Annotated in this window: 18 protein-coding genes; 8 read left to right on the top strand and 10 right to left on the bottom strand. The window is 70.2% G+C overall.

Annotated elements, in window-relative coordinates:
• Positions 1-47: 47 nt before the first annotated feature.
• The 4 genes from ACWD5F_RS16935 to ACWD5F_RS16920 all read right to left on the bottom strand — a co-directional run bounded on the left by ACWD5F_RS16935 (position 48) and on the right by ACWD5F_RS16920 (position 3,604).
• Positions 48-236, bottom strand: a complete 189-nt coding sequence (locus ACWD5F_RS16935; RefSeq protein WP_451255016.1) for a hypothetical protein — start codon at positions 234-236, stop codon at positions 48-50.
• Between the two features lie 54 nt (positions 237-290).
• Entirely contained in the window at positions 291-1,508 is a 1,218-nt protein-coding gene (locus tag ACWD5F_RS16930) for a S1C family serine protease (protein ID WP_451255014.1), read from the bottom strand.
• A 172-nt stretch (positions 1,509-1,680) separates the two neighbouring features.
• Complete coding sequence (locus tag ACWD5F_RS16925) at positions 1,681-2,709, bottom strand: LacI family DNA-binding transcriptional regulator (RefSeq protein WP_451255012.1); 1,029 nt, start codon at positions 2,707-2,709, stop codon at positions 1,681-1,683.
• 115 nt (positions 2,710-2,824) lie between these two features.
• Positions 2,825-3,604 carry a response regulator transcription factor gene (locus tag ACWD5F_RS16920; protein ID WP_451255010.1) on the bottom strand — a complete coding sequence of 260 codons (780 nt, stop codon included), beginning with the start codon at positions 3,602-3,604 and terminating at the stop codon, positions 2,825-2,827.
• Between the two features lie 193 nt (positions 3,605-3,797).
• Here ACWD5F_RS16920 and ACWD5F_RS16915 point away from each other — a divergent pair, with 193 nt between their 5' ends.
• Genes ACWD5F_RS16915 through ACWD5F_RS16905 form a run of 3 tightly spaced genes read left to right on the top strand, consistent with a single transcriptional unit; the run spans position 3,798 to position 6,171 of the window.
• Complete coding sequence (locus tag ACWD5F_RS16915) at positions 3,798-4,697, top strand: alpha/beta hydrolase (RefSeq protein ID WP_451255008.1); 900 nt, start codon at positions 3,798-3,800, stop codon at positions 4,695-4,697.
• A gap of 56 nt (positions 4,698-4,753) precedes the next feature.
• A complete protein-coding gene (locus tag ACWD5F_RS16910) occupies positions 4,754-5,008 on the top strand; it encodes a MoaD/ThiS family protein (RefSeq protein WP_123996627.1) in 255 nt (84 codons plus the stop codon).
• Positions 5,009-5,010: 2 nt separating this feature from the next.
• Positions 5,011-6,171 (top strand): hypothetical protein, encoded by a 1,161-nt coding sequence (locus ACWD5F_RS16905; protein WP_451255006.1) that lies wholly within the window; start codon positions 5,011-5,013, stop codon positions 6,169-6,171.
• 149 nt (positions 6,172-6,320) lie between these two features.
• On the opposite strand, the gene ACWD5F_RS16900 is transcribed toward ACWD5F_RS16905, so the two are convergent.
• The 6 genes from ACWD5F_RS16900 to ACWD5F_RS16875 form a co-directional block, all read right to left on the bottom strand.
• Entirely contained in the window at positions 6,321-6,581 is a 261-nt protein-coding gene (locus tag ACWD5F_RS16900; RefSeq protein WP_280879399.1) for a DUF3099 domain-containing protein, read from the bottom strand.
• Positions 6,582-6,681: 100 nt separating this feature from the next.
• Positions 6,682-6,969 (bottom strand): DUF1416 domain-containing protein, encoded by a 288-nt coding sequence (locus ACWD5F_RS16895; RefSeq protein ID WP_004986406.1) that lies wholly within the window; start codon positions 6,967-6,969, stop codon positions 6,682-6,684.
• Between the two features lie 41 nt (positions 6,970-7,010).
• Positions 7,011-7,850, bottom strand: a complete 840-nt coding sequence (locus ACWD5F_RS16890) for a sulfurtransferase (protein ID WP_451255003.1) — start codon at positions 7,848-7,850, stop codon at positions 7,011-7,013.
• Between the two features lie 124 nt (positions 7,851-7,974).
• Positions 7,975-8,055: an Ms5788A family Cys-rich leader peptide gene (locus tag ACWD5F_RS16885; protein WP_350751515.1), complete on the bottom strand. Its 81-nt coding sequence runs from the start codon at positions 8,053-8,055 to the stop codon at positions 7,975-7,977.
• A 201-nt stretch (positions 8,056-8,256) separates the two neighbouring features.
• A complete protein-coding gene (locus ACWD5F_RS16880; RefSeq protein ID WP_451255001.1) occupies positions 8,257-8,997 on the bottom strand; it encodes an LmeA family phospholipid-binding protein in 741 nt (246 codons plus the stop codon).
• Between the two features lie 230 nt (positions 8,998-9,227).
• Positions 9,228-9,590, bottom strand: coding sequence for a DsrE family protein (locus ACWD5F_RS16875; protein ID WP_451254999.1), 363 nt, complete (start codon positions 9,588-9,590; stop codon positions 9,228-9,230).
• A 101-nt stretch (positions 9,591-9,691) separates the two neighbouring features.
• Here ACWD5F_RS16875 and ACWD5F_RS16870 point away from each other — a divergent pair, with 101 nt between their 5' ends.
• From ACWD5F_RS16870 to ACWD5F_RS16850, 5 genes are all read left to right on the top strand, one after another.
• Positions 9,692-10,429, top strand: a complete 738-nt coding sequence (locus tag ACWD5F_RS16870) for a hypothetical protein (RefSeq protein ID WP_451254997.1) — start codon at positions 9,692-9,694, stop codon at positions 10,427-10,429.
• Entirely contained in the window at positions 10,426-11,811 is a 1,386-nt protein-coding gene (locus ACWD5F_RS16865; protein ID WP_451254995.1) for a hypothetical protein, read from the top strand. Before ACWD5F_RS16870 ends, ACWD5F_RS16865 begins: the two co-directional genes overlap by 4 nt.
• Complete coding sequence (locus ACWD5F_RS16860; protein ID WP_451254993.1) at positions 11,808-12,674, top strand: hypothetical protein; 867 nt, start codon at positions 11,808-11,810, stop codon at positions 12,672-12,674. Before ACWD5F_RS16865 ends, ACWD5F_RS16860 begins: the two co-directional genes overlap by 4 nt.
• A gap of 242 nt (positions 12,675-12,916) precedes the next feature.
• Entirely contained in the window at positions 12,917-13,492 is a 576-nt protein-coding gene (locus tag ACWD5F_RS16855; protein ID WP_401715661.1) for an FABP family protein, read from the top strand.
• A gap of 15 nt (positions 13,493-13,507) precedes the next feature.
• Positions 13,508-13,945 carry a Fur family transcriptional regulator gene (locus ACWD5F_RS16850; protein WP_451254991.1) on the top strand — a complete coding sequence of 146 codons (438 nt, stop codon included), beginning with the start codon at positions 13,508-13,510 and terminating at the stop codon, positions 13,943-13,945.
• The last annotated feature ends 9 nt before the right edge of the window (positions 13,946-13,954 follow it).

Here is a 13,954-nt window from a genome sequence, read left to right as displayed (position 1 = left end):
CTCGCATGTTTCCCTGCGGGCGCGTAAAGGGCGGAGCGGGACGGATCTCAGCCGCGGGCGGCGGTGCGGCGCCGTGCGCGGGCCGGGGCCGTGGCCCGACGGCCGGCGCCGTGCGCGACCGCCACCTCGGGGGCCCGGGCGGCCGGCGCGTGCAGTTCGTACGCCACGGCGAGGGCGAGGCCGAGGTCGGCCGCGCCGCCGGCGGCGCCGAGGTGGGAAACCTGCTGGATCTTCATGACGTACTCCCTGCTGGTTGCCGTGGATCCGGTGGTACGGAGGGGCACACGAGGTCAGCTGTCGCTGCCGCCCGCCCGCAGTGTGGCCAGGTCGGCCTTGACGGTGTTGATCGGGATGGCGAAGCCGAGGCCGACGCTGCCCGCGTCGCTGGAGGTGGCCGACGAAGCGGCCGAGTACATCGCGGAGTTGATGCCGATGATGTTGCCGTTGGCGTCGATCAGCGCGCCGCCGGAGTTGCCGGGGTTGAGCGAGGCGTCGGTCTGAAGCGCCTTGTAGGTCGTGGTGGAGGAGCCGGTGTCGCCGTTGAACTGCTGGCCGCCGAACTGGAAGGGCCACTGGTCGTCGCCCTGTCCCTGACCCTGGCTCTGGCTCTCGTCGGTCGAGACGGTCACGTCACGGTTGAGCGCGGAGACGATGCCGCTGGTGACCGTGCCGGTCAGGCCCTCGGGGGAGCCGATCGCGACGACCTGGTCGCCGACCTGGACACCGGCCGAGTTGCCGAGGGTGGCCGCCGTGAGGCCGGAGGCGTTCTCCAGCTTGATCAGGGCGAGGTCCTTCTTGCTGTCGGTGCCGACGACCTTCGCGGTGTAGCTCTTGCCGTTGCTGGTCTGCACCTTGATCGTGGAGGCGCCGGAGATGACGTGGTTGTTGGTGACGATCTCGCCGTTGCTGGTGATGATCACGCCGGCGCCGGTGGACTGACCGGCGTTGGACGTGGCGCTGATCTCGACCACGCTCGGGCTGACGGCCGCGGCGATGCTGGCGACGTCGCCCTTCTTGCTGGACGGCACGACGCTGGTGGTGGTGGAGCTGGTGGCGACCGTGTCGCTGCCGGTCAGCTCCTGGATGCCGTAGGCGGTGCCGCCGCCCACGGCCGCGGCCACGATCGCGACGGCGGCCAGCAGGGCCAGGGGCCCCCGGGTCCGCTTCTTCGCGTGCGGCGCGGCCCCGCCCGGCTCGGCGGTCAGTACGGCCGTACCGCCACCGTTGCCGTCACCGCCGTGTCCGGCACCCGCGCCCTCGGCGGTGAAGTCGGCCGGGGCGGCGGCGTGCGAGGACTGGGCGGGCCAGACCGTGGTGCCGGGCTCGATGGTGACCGGCTCCACCGGGGGCTGCTGGGCCGGCTGCTGCTGAACGGGCGGCTGCGCGGGAGGCGGCGGCCACTCCGGGTTCACGGGGGAGGAGGCGTGCTGCTGGGGGTACGCGTCCTGCTGCTGCTCGCCCTGGTACGGGTTCTCGTACTCGCCGCTTCGGCGGAGGCTCTCGGTCATGACAATGAGCATGTCGCCCGACCATGAGAGCTCCCTGAGTGCCCGCTGAGAAGCCCGGCAGAACCTCGTATGCCCGATATAAAGCCCGCTCAGGCGCCAGGAAGGGCTCTCTCAGAAAGCCTTCATACAGCCGGGGAAACCCCTAGTACGGCCATGAGAGAGCCTCAGCCGGTCAGGCCGCGGCGCATCCGCACGACCGTCGCGTCACCAGCCGCGAGGGGAACACCTTCAGCCGCTCGCGCCGGGAGCCGGCCACCCGCAGGCCGTCGTCGAGGACGAGGTCCACGGCCGCGCGGGCCATCGCCGAGCGGTCCGAGGCGATCGTGGTCAGCGGCGGGTCCGTCAGGGCCGCTTCCTTGATGTCGTCGAAGCCGGCCACCGCCAGCTCGCCCGGCACGTCGATGCGCAGCTCGCGGGCCGCGCGCAGCACGCCGATCGCCTGGTCGTCGGTGGAGCAGAAGACGGCGGGCGGGCGCCGGGGTCCGCCGAGGATCTCCAGCGCTATCCGGTAGGCGTCGTAACGGTTGTACGGCGCCTCGAACAGCCGGTCCTCGGTGTGCTTGCCGGCCTCCTCCATCGCGCGCCGCCAGCCCTCGACGTGGTCGGAGACCGGGTCGCCGACGGCGGGGGTGTCGGCGGTGCCGCCCATACAGGCGACGTACTCGTAGCCGTGCTCCAGGAGATGGGACACGGCGAGATGGGCGCCGCCCAGGTCGTCGGTGACGACGGCGACGTCGTCGATGGCCTCGGGCCGCTCGTGCAGCAGGACGACCCGGGCGTCCCAGGCCTCGATCTCGGCGGCCGCGTTGTCGTTGAGCGCGTGGCTGACGAGGATGAGTCCGGAGACCCGCATCCCGAGGAACGCGCGCAGATAGTGGACCTCGCGCTCGCCGATGTAGTCGGAGTTGCCGACCAGCACCATCTTGCCGCGCTCGGAGGCGGCCTGTTCGACCGCGTGCGCCATCTCGCCGAAGAAGGGCTGGCGGGCGTCCGGGACGATCAGGCCTATGAGGTCCGTGCGCCGTGACGCCATCGCCTGGGCGACTCGGTCGGGTCGGTACCCCAGCTCCTTGATCGCGGCGAGTACACGCTCGCGCGTGGCCGGTGCGACCGGCCGGGGTCCGTTGTTGATGACATAGCTGACCACGGCAGTCGACGTACCTGCCAGCCGCGCCACATCGTCCCTGGTTACCTTGGCCACGCGCGGAGTCTACGCGGAGAGACCCGCTCTGGGCAGGGCGTGAGGAAGCTTGCCTCGCTGCTCCCGGCGCCGGGAGCGTCCCCGGTGCGGGGACCATGCCCTGCCCACGCCTCCGCTACGCCTCTACCTGGACCTCGGTGTCCTCCAGGGCGGGCGTCTCGTCCGGCTCCTCCACCTTTGCCCGGGCCGCCTTGGCCTTGGCCTCCTCGGCGGCGCGGTCGACCTTCTCCGGCGTAACGAATCGATAACCCACGTTCCGGACGGTCCCGATCAGCGATTCGTGCTCGGGTCCGAGCTTGGCGCGCAGCCGTCGTACGTGGACGTCGACCGTTCGCGTACCGCCGAAGTAGTCGTAGCCCCACACCTCCTGCAGCAGCTGCGCGCGCGTGAAGACGCGGCCCGGGTGCTGCGCGAGGTACTTCAGCAGCTCGAACTCCTTGAAGGTCAGGTCGAGGACCCGGCCCTTGAGCTTCGCGCTGTACGTCGCCTCGTCCACGGAGAGATCGCCGTTGCGGATCTCCATGGGGGAGTCGTCGTTGACGATCTGCTGCCGGCCCATGGCGAGCCGCAGCCGCGCCTCGACCTCGGCCGGACCGGCCGTGTCGAGCAGCACGTCGTCGATGCCCCAGTCGGCGGTGACGGCGGCGAGGCCGCCCTCGGTGACGACCAGGATGAGCGGACAGCCGGGGCCGGTCGACCGGAGCAGCTGACACAGGCTGCGCACCTGGGGCAGGTCACGCCGGCCGTCGATGAGGATGACGTCGGCACCGGGGGTGTCGACGAGAGCGGGGCCCTCGGCCGGGGCGACCCGCACGTTGTGCAGCAGCAGTCCGAGGGCGGGGAGCACCTCCGTCGACGGCTGGAGGGCATTGGTCAGGAGCAGCAGCGAACTCATACGTCTGGTTCCTCCTCGGTCCCTGCGAGGACGTGTGTCGTGCGGCACAGCTCTTGCGATCCCGAGGGCCCTGTATCACCTGCGGCCACCTTTGGTTTCCCGAGGTTTCCCGCTTCGTATACAACGCTTCCGAAAGCACAAAAGGACCCGGGGGCTTCGCTGCCCGAGTCCTCTGCCGAGCAGAATAGCCCACATGAGCACTGGTCCGGCAGGTCATGTGGCACGATCCACCGTTCGTCCGAACTCTGAGACGATCAGACGTACACCTTTGCGGACGTTTCTGCACACCGACGACGGGGTGACGATCGATTCCGTATACGACCCGGGTCCGCCCGTATACGACGCTTCCGCGCCACCGTCCGTTGATCTCGCGTTCGTCGTGGCCCACGGTTTCACGGGCGATGTGGACAAGCCGCATGTACGGCGGGTGGTGGAGGCGTTCGCGCAGTACGCGCCCGTGGTCACGTTCTCCTTCAGAGGGCACGGGGCGTCCGGCGGGAGCTCCACCGTGGGCGACCGCGAGGTCCTCGATCTCGCGGCGGCGGTCGCCTGGGCGCGTGAACTCGGCCACGCGCGCGTGGTCACCGTCGGCTTCTCGATGGGCGGTTCGGTAGTGCTGCGGCACGCGGCGCTGTACGGCGGCGCGGACGGCGAGGGTGACGCGGATGCTCCGGACCGTTCGGGGCGCGCGGGGCGCACGGAAGCGCGTACGGACGCGGTGGTTTCGGTGAGTGCGCCGGCCCGTTGGTACTACCGGGGCACCGCCCCCATGCGTCGCCTGCACTGGTTGGTGACGCGTCCGGAGGGCCGCCTCGTGGGCCGCTACGGCCTGCACACCCGTATCCACCACCGCGAGTGGGACCCGGTCCCGCTCTCCCCGGTGGAAGCCGTCCCCAGGATCGCCCCCACCCCCCTCCTCATCGTCCACGGCGACCGCGACGGCTACTTCCCGGTCGACCACCCCAAGATGCTGGCCGAGGCCGCCGCGGGGCAGGCCGAGCTGTGGCTGGAGCCCATGGGGCACGCGGAACACGCGGCCAGCGACGAGCTGCTGGCCCGCATCGGGGACTGGGCTGTCGCCAAGGCGGGCTAGCCTGACGGGGTACACAGCCGAGTACACAGCCGATCGACAGAGGAACCGGTATCCGGATGCCAAAGGTGACGGTGCGCTATTGGGCCGCCGCGAAGGCCGCGGCCGGGGTAGCCGAGGAGCCGTACGACGCGGGCACGCTCGCCGAGGCGCTCGACGCCGTGCGCGAGCGACACCCCGGCGAACTCGCGCGCGTCCTGCGCCGATGCTCGTTCCTCATCGACGGTGACCCCGTGGGGACCCGCGGACATGAGACGGTACGGCTGGCCGACGGCGGCACGGTCGAGGTGCTCCCGCCGTTCGCAGGAGGGTGACGATGACCGACCAGCCGTACGACCCCAGAAACCAGGGCTACGACCCGTACCAGCAGCAACCCCAGCAACAACAGCAGCCGCAGCAACAGCAGTGGCCGGGCCAGCAGGGCTACGAGGACCCGCAGGCGGCCCAGCAGTACACGCAGCAGTGGCAGGGCCAGACCTGGGAGACGCAGGTCCACCAGCCGGTGCCTCCGGCGGCCCCGGCGGACACGGCGTATCTGCCGCCCCAGACACCCCCGGCCCATGGGTCGTACGGCAACGGGTCATACGGCAACGGGTCGTACGGCGATCAGCCCCAGCCCTGGCAGCAGCAACCGCCGGCTCCCGCGCCCGAGCCCCTCGCGACGGACGCCCCCGCTTCCGCCGCCGCCTACGGACCGGCCACCGTCGCGGGCAACGCCCGCATCACGGACGCCCAGCGCGCCCGCCTGGAGGGCCGCTCCCCGATCATCGACCCCGGCATGCAGCCGGCGGCGCTGACGGCACTGCTGGGCGTACTCCTCTCCGCCACGGCGGCAGCGGGCTCGTACGCGCTCCTTCTCCCCCTGATCGCCCTCCAGGGCGTGACGGCGGCGGGCTGGTTCCGGCTGAACGGCATGTGGCCGGCCCGCCAGGGCATCGCGCTGGCGTTCCTCGGCGCGCTCGTGGCGGACGTGGCCCTGCTGACGGCGGGCCGGGAGAACGGCCCGGCGGCGATCCTGGGCACCCTGGGCGTCTGGGTCCTGCTCTCCCTGGTCCTCCAGCTCCGCTCCCACGCCGACCCGGACGAGCGGATGTACGGCCTGATGGCAGGCGTTGCCTCGGCGGCCCTGGCGATCATCGCGACCGGCTACCTGGCGGCGGACCCGGAAGCGGTCACGGTAGGAGCGGCGGCGGCAGCGGTGGCCGTCCTGGCCCGAGCCCTCCCCCTCCCGACCCCCGCCTCCGTGATCGTCTCCCTGCTGGCCGCGGCCGGCGCGGGCATCGCGATGGGCGGCCTGACGGACTACGGCACGAAGGGCGCGCTCCTGGGCGCGGCAGCGGCGGCCTGCGCCCTGATCGGCCACCGGGTGGCGGCGTACGACTACCCGTCCCGCTTCGTCCACTTCACAGCGGGGGTCGCCCTGCCGCTGGCGGCTGCGGCACCGGTGGTGTGGGTACTGGGGCGGGCGCTGGCGTAACCGAGATTCCCCCGCGGGCTCGGCGCCTTCTCGGCGGGGGTCTGCATATTTCAGCCCGTCCGGCGTTTGAGGACGAGGCCGTTCAGGCCGAAGCGGGGGTCTGGGGGCGCAGCCTCCAGGGCACGCGAGCGACGGGCGAGTCCAGCGGCTCAGGGACGCCGTTTCTTGCCGTCCAGTTCGTCCCACCAGTCGTCCGACTTCGGGTCGCCCGACGGGTCGTCCCACCAGCGGTCGTCCGGGCCGCGCCGGTTCGCCACCATCGCGGCGACCGGCGGGATCAGCATGGCGACCACGCACATGCCCACCGCGACCGGTACGGACCACAGGCGCACGACACCCCACGCCAGGACGAAGAGCCCGATGCACGTGCCCATCATGGCGAAGTAGACATGACGCCGGCGAGCCAACATACGTCCAGCGTAGGCCCGAAACGGGCGGAGGGCCGCACCCCCGACGGGGTGCGGCCCTCCGGCCCACCAGGTACCGCTCACGTACCGCGCAGGTACCCGCTCAGACCGCGATCGCGACCTCTGCCAGCCCACCCTGCTGGGCGACGACCGTGCGGTCGGCCGTGCCACCCGGCACCAGCGCGCGAACGGTCCACGTGCCCTCGGCCGCGTAGAAGCGGAACTGCCCCGTCGCCGAGGTCGGAACCTCCGCGGTGAACTCGCCGGTCGAGTCCAGGAGCCGGACATAGCCCGTCACCGGCTCGCCGTCACGCGTCACCTGGCCCTGGATCGTGGTCTCACCGGGCTTGATCGTCGAGGCGTCCGGGCCGCCGGCCTTCGCTCCGCACATGTCGTCTCTCCTGAGGGGTGATGAAAGGTCGGTCGGTGGTCCTACTTGTTGGCGCCGAGCTCGATCGGCACGCCGACGAGGCTGCCGTACTCGGTCCACGAGCCGTCGTAGTTCTTGACGTTCTCGACACCGAGCAGCTCGTGCAGCACGAACCAGGTCAGGGCCGAGCGCTCGCCGATACGGCAGTACGCGATGGTGTCCTTGGCGAGGTCGACCTGCTCCTCGGCGTAGAGCTCCTTGAGCTCGTCGTCCGACTTGAAGGTGCCGTCGTCGTTGGCGTTCTTCGACCACGGGATGTTGCGCGCGGACGGGACGTGACCCGGACGCTGCGACTGCTCCTGCGGCAGGTGGGCCGGCGCGAGCAGCTTGCCGCTGAACTCGTCGGGCGACCGGACGTCGACCAGGTTCTGCGAGCCGATGGCCGCCACGACGTCGTCGCGGAAGGCACGGATCGCGGTGTTCTGCGGCTTGGCCTTGTAGTCGGTGGTCGCGCGCTCGGGCACGTCCTCGACCAGCTCGCGGGCGTCCAGCTCCCACTTCTTGCGGCCGCCGTCGAGCAGCTTGACGTTGTCGTGGCCGTAGAGCTTGAAGTACCAGTAGGCGTAGGACGCGAACCAGTTGTTGTTGCCGCCGTAGAGGATCACCAGCGTGTCGTTGGCGATGCCCTTCGCCGACAGGAGCTTCTCGAAGCCCTCCTGGTCGATGAAGTCGCGGCGGACCGGGTCCTGAAGGTCCTTGGTCCAGTCGATGCGGATCGCGTTGCGGATGTGGTTCTTCTCGTAGGCGGACGTGTCCTCGTCCACCTCCACGATCGCGATGTCGACGTTGTCCAGGTTGTCCTGGACCCAGTCGGCGTCGACCAGGACGTCGCTGCGGCTCATGCTCTTTCTCCTCCGGGGCAGGTGCGGCGGGGCGTGCGAGGTGCGGGGTGCGCGCGCTCGTGCGAGGGCGTGCGCACGGATGCCCTGAACAGGGCGGGGAGATGCGGAAGCCGAACGCTCCCGCTCAGAAGGGGCGACAGAGCATGGCGGCGACGCGGCACAGGTCGACTGCCCGCCGCTTCGTGAGATCCGCCTGTCGCTTCATGAGGACGATCGTAGGGACGGAAAGCCGGACATGTCACCGGCGTGTCAAATCCTGAGACGCGATCGTCCGCACTGTGGGATGCGGTGACAGGGCGCACGCGTCCCGCACGGCCGCCGGGCCCCTGCATGGGGTGTCGCATCTACGGTACGGACGGCACTGTCTCGTCTGTCGGACACCGTCCGTTCGTCAACGCCCCTCGTCCTACCCGGCCAGGTTGACGTTCGAACCCTTCACCGCGATCTCCACACCGCTCTTCGCGGCCTGCACACTGTCCAGCTTGATGCCGCCCGGCAGCTGGTCGATGGTCTGCTGGAAGTCGGTGATCGAACGCATCCGGGAGTCCGCGAGATCGACGACCAGCTTGGGCAGGTTGTCGGCGTGCACCTTGACCGTGTCGCCGGCGACGGTGACCGTGCTGAGCACGGGGTACGTCTGCGACTGGCCGAGCGCCGTGACCTTCACGTCGACCTTGATCTTGCCGTTGCCGCCGTCGGAGAGGCCGATGACCTGGGCCCGGACGCCGGTGAAGACCTGCGTCGGCTCGGACTTGGCCGCCTTGAGCAGTTCGTCGTAGGCGATGGTGGCGGTGCCGGTCGCGTTCGCGGCGGTGGCGGAGCTGTAGTCGCCGGAGAAGTCGACGCCCTTCATCTGGGCCTTGAGGTCGTCGATACGGATGGTCTGGGGACCGTCGCCCGCGCTGTTGCCGGTGTCGGCGTCGTAGTCCTTGATGCCGATCTCGACGTCGTCCAGCTCTCCGGACGCGACCTGGGTGAGGAACGGGAAGCCCTTGATGGACACGTCCGGGGTGGCGGACAGGTTCTCGGTGGTCTTCAGCTTGTCCGCGACCTCGCCCTGGGCGAAGTGCACGGCGACCCGGTCCGCGATCACGAAGAGGCCGCCCAGGATCACGACGACGATCAGAAGTATTCGCAGGGCGCGCATTCGGGTCCCCTACCTAGGCGGTCATCAGACGACGGTCACTGACGACCGGGTGGCCGCCCAGCGTGAGATTAACCCCGTGGCCTAGGAACGCAGTCGGATTGTTGATCAGCTGTGACAGGAGAACCCCCGACGCCTCACGCCCGGGAGCTGCCGGCGACCGGCGGCGGCAAGGACCCCGACCGAGGCGCCCTCGTCCTCTCCGTGGACGCCTGATCCGACTTCGTCGCGGCTCAGTAGACGAGCGCCTGCGTCCCGTCGGCCATCGCCTCCTGGACGAACACCTGCGCCCCCGCGATCCGTACGCCCTCGATGACGTCCTTCTCCGTGATGTCCCGCCGGGCCGCGCACTGGGTGCACAGGGTCACCTTGCCGCCGATGAGCAGCGAGTCGAGCAGATCGGGCAGCGGCGCGGCATGCGGGAGGTCGAACTCGGCCGCGCGCCCCGGAAGCGCGAACCACGCCGACTCGCCGGTCAGCCAGAGGGAGACGTCGACCCCGCTGGCCACGGCGACGGCAGCCACCGTAAAAGCCTGGGAGCACCGTTCGGGAGCGTCCGCGCCGGCCGTCACCTTGATCACGAGCTTCTTCGCCATGGCCGAATCGTAATCAACACCTCCGCAACTACCGCCGAGACCCATGAGTCTTCTGTGCGCGTACATATGGCATGTGCGCTACACGTTTCGTGGGGGACGTCTTGGAAGTACCCGAACCGGCGGAGCCGACCGCGCGCCGGCGTCGTGGCCGTACCACCCTGCTGATCGCCGGAGCCGCCGTGCTCGGCGTCGTCGCGGGGACCTGTGTCGGCTACCTGATCCAGGCCGACCGTGAGCCGACGAAGCTCCCCTCCCTGTCCCAGCCGGTGCTGACGCAGGCCAAGGGCCCGGCGCCCGAGCCGCTGTCGGCCGCGCAGGACCGTCAGGTGAAGGTCGACGGCGACCTGCGCAAGCTGCTGCTGAAGAAGCCGGGCGGCGCGAAGGAGGCCGACTGGCTGACCGGCGACGACGGCTGGATGGACCTGGGCACCTACGCCGACTCCTACGAGGAGCCGGGCGACATGTTCGGCGAGCTGGTCGGCGACGAGTTCCGCCGGGCCGCCGTCACCGGCTGGGAGTCGGGCAACCAGACCGTCGAGATCCGGCTGCTCCAGTTCCGCCAGGAGGAGTCCGGAGCGGCGGCCGACGTGGTGGACAACAACGAGTACTGGGCCGACGCCGAGTCCGGCACCGACAGCTGGTCCGTGCCGGGCACCGGCGAGGGAATGGCGTACGTCCACACCAAGCCGAAGACCGAGGCGGGCTACCTGCCGCAGTACAGCGCCGAGGCCACGGCCTCCCGCGGTGACATCGCCGTGGAGATCTGGGTCTACGACACCAAGCCGATCCCCAAGGCGAAGATCATGGACCTGGCCAAGCGGCAGATGGAGCGGCTGTGACTGAGAACGAGAAGGAGCCGGTCGACTCCGTCGGTGAGGCGGGTCCTGCCCCCGAGGCCGGTCCGGTCGGTGAGGCGGGTCCTGCCGCTGAGGCTGGTTCCGTTGGTGAGACGGGTTCTGGCCCCGAGGCTGGTTCCGTCGGCGAGGCGAGCGCTGCCCCCGAGACCGGTCCGGTCGACGAGGAGAGTCCTGCCGCTGAAGCCGGTCCTGTTGGTGACGTCGATCCGGTCCGCGAGCCGGGTTCTGCCCACGAGGCGGGTTCTGTCGGCGAGGTGAGTGGTGCCGGCGAGACCGGTCCCGTCGAGGCCGCCGGTCCGATCGACGCGGTCGGTCCGGTCGGAGAGGCGAGCTCTGCTGCCGGGGTCGTTCCGGTCGGCGAGGCGGCTTCTGTCTCCGAGGCGGGTCCTGCTGCCGGGGTCGGTTCAGTCGGCGAGGCGGGTCCTGCTGCCGAGGTCGGTTCCGTCAGCGAGACAGTTCCTGCCCCCGAGGTCGGTCCTGTCGCCGAGGTCGCTTCCCTCGGGGAGGTCCGTCCCGTCGCCGAATCCGGGCTCGTCGGTGCGGTCGGCCCCGTCGAACCCCTCGGGGAGAGCACCGCTCCCGTGCCGTCCGGCAAGAAGCCCGGGCGTCGTCGCCGTACCGTCTCCGTCACCGCCGTCGTGCTGCTCGTCGCCGCTGTCGCCGCCGGGGTCGCGTACACCGTCATCACCGTGCGCAACGCCGACCGTGACGCCCAGGCGCCGGAGTGGAAGTTCCCGTCGAGGCGGCTGGACGGGCAGGGCTCGGGCAGCCGGCCCAAGGTCGCGTCCGAGAGCGGGCTCGGCGGGATGCTCGTCCCGTACGGGACCGACGGCTGGAGCCGCGGGCCCGACCTCGGAGAGTTCGGCTCGGACGCGGAACTCAGCGGCGCGCAGGCCTCGGCCCTGCGCAAGGAGTCGCTGAGCGACCTGCCCCGCTCCCAGCGCACGCAGCTGCAGAAGCAGTACGACAAGCACCCCATCAAGGGCATGGCGATGCGCAGCTACCTCAACTCCGACGCGAGCAACCTCAGCACCAACAAGGGGATCTTCACCGTCAGCGTTCTGCTGACGCGGATGGACAGCCGGGCGCAGGCCAAGACGCTCTCCTCGGTCGAGAACGAGCTCTTCGAGGCCTTCGACCTCTTCCGCGAGGGCCCCGCCGTCAAGGGCCACAAGGACGCCAAGTGCTTCCTGCCGCCCAAGGACGCCGACTCCGACCTCACCGGCATGTACTGCTCCGCGCACGTCGGCGACGTCATGGTCAGCGTCAGCGCGGACGGGCCCAAGCCACTCGACACCAAGGGGGTCGCGTTGCTGATGAGCGAACAGCTCGACCGCATCGCGGAGCCGGGAGAAGCCGTATGACCGAGCAGACGGAAGCGACGACAGCGGTACCGCCCATGCCGACCGCCCCGCCCCTGGTACCGGAACCGGTCCCCGTACCGGAGACGGCCGCCCCCAAGAAGGACCGGCGAGTCCTGCGGAGCGTGCTGCGCTGGACCGCCGCCGTCGTCGTGTTCGCGGCGGTCGGGGCGGGGACGGCGTACGGGATCACCGGCATGGAGCGGACGGACGTACCCGGACTGGCCACCGCGTCGGACGGGCGGTGGGACTACCCGACGCTCACTCTGCCGCCGCTGCCCTCCGGCAGCCCGGGGCCCTTCGCCGAGGCGAACAAGGCCGGCGCGCACTACGCCGACCTGCGCGCCCTCGTCCTGCCCGCGCCGAAGGGTGCGACCGAGGACAAGAAGCTGCGCGGCGCTGACGGGTGGCTGGCGACGAAGGACTTCCTGGCGGTGTACGCCGAGAAGGACGACCGGACCGAGCTGGCGCAGAAGTTCGTCGACGCGGGGCTGCGGCACGTCGCGGCCCGTGGCTGGACCACCGCGGACGGCACGCACACCCGCGTGTACCTGCTGCAGTTCGGCACGGCCGCGGTCGTCGACGAGATGTTCAGCGCCGACATCGCGCCGTACAGCAGCCCGGGCTACACCCTGCGCGGCGCCGGTGCCTCCGTCTTCGACGAGGACTTCCCGGAGGCGGCCCGGCTGGAGAAGATCCCGCACTCCGCGTACGTCGAGACCAAGCCGTACGGCGCCGAGCAGGTACGGCAGGCGTACCTGTCCGCCGGTGACGTGCTGGCCCTGGTCGTGCAGTCTCGCAAGGGCGGCGCGGCGGCCGTGCCCTTCCAGCAGACGGTCACGCTGCAGAGCCAGCTGCTGGACTGACCCCGCAGGGTGTACCTCGCGGAGAGAGCCGGGCCCCGGCCGACTAAGCTGGGGCCCGGCTCAGTACCGCCCACTTCCGATCGTCCGAGGAGCCCCCCGTGCTTGAGGCATTCTTCGAAGCCCTGCTCGCTCTTGTCTGCGTCGGCGTCCTCGCCTTCGCCGGGCTGACCGTGAAGAAGCTGTACCAGGGCCAGCGCTGACCCCCGAACCACCTTTGAAGCCTTAGAGGAACTGCCGATCCCATGATCGAGATCCCGTCCGACCTCCACAAAGACCTGGTCCCCCTCGTCTTCCTGCTCGGCGACTGGGCCGGCGCGGGCGTGCACGACTTCCCCGGCTCCGAGAAGTGCAACTTCGGCCAGGAAGTCAGCTTCAGCCACGACGGACGGGACTTCCTGGAGTACCACTCCCACACCTGGGTGCTGGACAACGACGGGAACAAGGTCCGCCCCCTGGAGTCCGAGTCCGGCTTCTGGCGCATCGACGCGGACCGCAAGGTCGAGGTCACGATGACCCGCGACGACGGCGTCATCGAGATCTGGTACGGCGAGCTGGCCAAGCAGAAGCCGCAGATCGACCTGGTCACGGACGCCGTCGCCCGCACGGCCGCCTCCGCCCCCTACACCGGCGGCAAGCGCCTCTACGGCTACGTGAAGAGCGACCTCATGTGGGTCGGCGAGAAGCAGACCCCCGACGTCGAGCTGCGCCCCTACATGTCCGCGCACCTCAAGAAGGTCGTCACCCCGGAAGACGTCGAACGCTGGGCGAAGGCCCTCCCGGACGACATGCCGGACGACGGGATCGCTTTCTTCAAGTAGTCCTACACTTCCAGTGTGGTGAGCACCGACTGGAAGAGTGACCTCAGGCAGCGCGGCTACCGGCTGACGCCGCAGCGGCAACTCGTGCTCGAAGCCGTGGACACCCTGGAACACGCGACCCCCGACGACATTCTCGGCGAAGTACGGAAGACGGCTTCGGGGGTCAACATCTCCACCGTGTACCGGACCCTGGAGCTGCTGGAGGAGCTCCAGCTGGTCAGTCACGCGCATCTCGGGCACGGGGCGCCGACCTACCACCTCGCGGACCGGCACCATCACATCCACCTGGTCTGCCGGGACTGCGACAACGTCATCGAGACGGACGTGGCGGTGGCCGGCGAGTTCACGGCCAAGCTCCGCGAGACCTTCGGCTTCGAGACCGACATGAAGCACTTCGCCATCTTCGGTCGCTGCCAGGACTGCTCGCTCAAGAGTTCAACTACCGAGTCGTAGGCTTGTGCG

The organism is Streptomyces sp. NPDC002499 (genome assembly GCF_053595415.1).
This window is presented reverse-complemented; position numbering and strand designations above follow the sequence as displayed.

Excerpts from the sequence above, each read along its gene's own strand:
- ACWD5F_RS16905 (WP_451255006.1), top strand. The coding sequence starts at position 5,011 with ATGACCGACCAGCCGTACGACCCCAGAAACCAGGGCTACGACCCGTAC.
- ACWD5F_RS16930 (WP_451255014.1), bottom strand. The coding sequence starts at position 1,508 with ATGACCGAGAGCCTCCGCCGAAGCGGCGAGTACGAGAACCCGTACCAG.
- ACWD5F_RS16935 (WP_451255016.1), bottom strand. The coding sequence starts at position 236 with ATGAAGATCCAGCAGGTTTCCCACCTCGGCGCCGCCGGCGGCGCGGCC.
- ACWD5F_RS16855 (WP_401715661.1), top strand. The coding sequence starts at position 12,917 with ATGATCGAGATCCCGTCCGACCTCCACAAAGACCTGGTCCCCCTCGTC.
- ACWD5F_RS16890 (WP_451255003.1), bottom strand. The coding sequence starts at position 7,850 with ATGAGCCGCAGCGACGTCCTGGTCGACGCCGACTGGGTCCAGGACAAC.
- ACWD5F_RS16875 (WP_451254999.1), bottom strand. The coding sequence starts at position 9,590 with ATGGCGAAGAAGCTCGTGATCAAGGTGACGGCCGGCGCGGACGCTCCC.
- ACWD5F_RS16900 (WP_280879399.1), bottom strand. The coding sequence starts at position 6,581 with ATGTTGGCTCGCCGGCGTCATGTCTACTTCGCCATGATGGGCACGTGC.
- ACWD5F_RS16860 (WP_451254993.1), top strand. The coding sequence starts at position 11,808 with ATGACCGAGCAGACGGAAGCGACGACAGCGGTACCGCCCATGCCGACC.
- ACWD5F_RS16920 (WP_451255010.1), bottom strand. The coding sequence starts at position 3,604 with ATGAGTTCGCTGCTGCTCCTGACCAATGCCCTCCAGCCGTCGACGGAG.
- ACWD5F_RS16910 (WP_123996627.1), top strand. The coding sequence starts at position 4,754 with ATGCCAAAGGTGACGGTGCGCTATTGGGCCGCCGCGAAGGCCGCGGCC.
- ACWD5F_RS16885 (WP_350751515.1), bottom strand. The coding sequence starts at position 8,055 with ATGAAGCGACAGGCGGATCTCACGAAGCGGCGGGCAGTCGACCTGTGC.
- ACWD5F_RS16915 (WP_451255008.1), top strand. The coding sequence starts at position 3,798 with ATGAGCACTGGTCCGGCAGGTCATGTGGCACGATCCACCGTTCGTCCG.
- ACWD5F_RS16895 (WP_004986406.1), bottom strand. The coding sequence starts at position 6,969 with ATGTGCGGAGCGAAGGCCGGCGGCCCGGACGCCTCGACGATCAAGCCC.
- ACWD5F_RS16880 (WP_451255001.1), bottom strand. The coding sequence starts at position 8,997 with ATGCGCGCCCTGCGAATACTTCTGATCGTCGTCGTGATCCTGGGCGGC.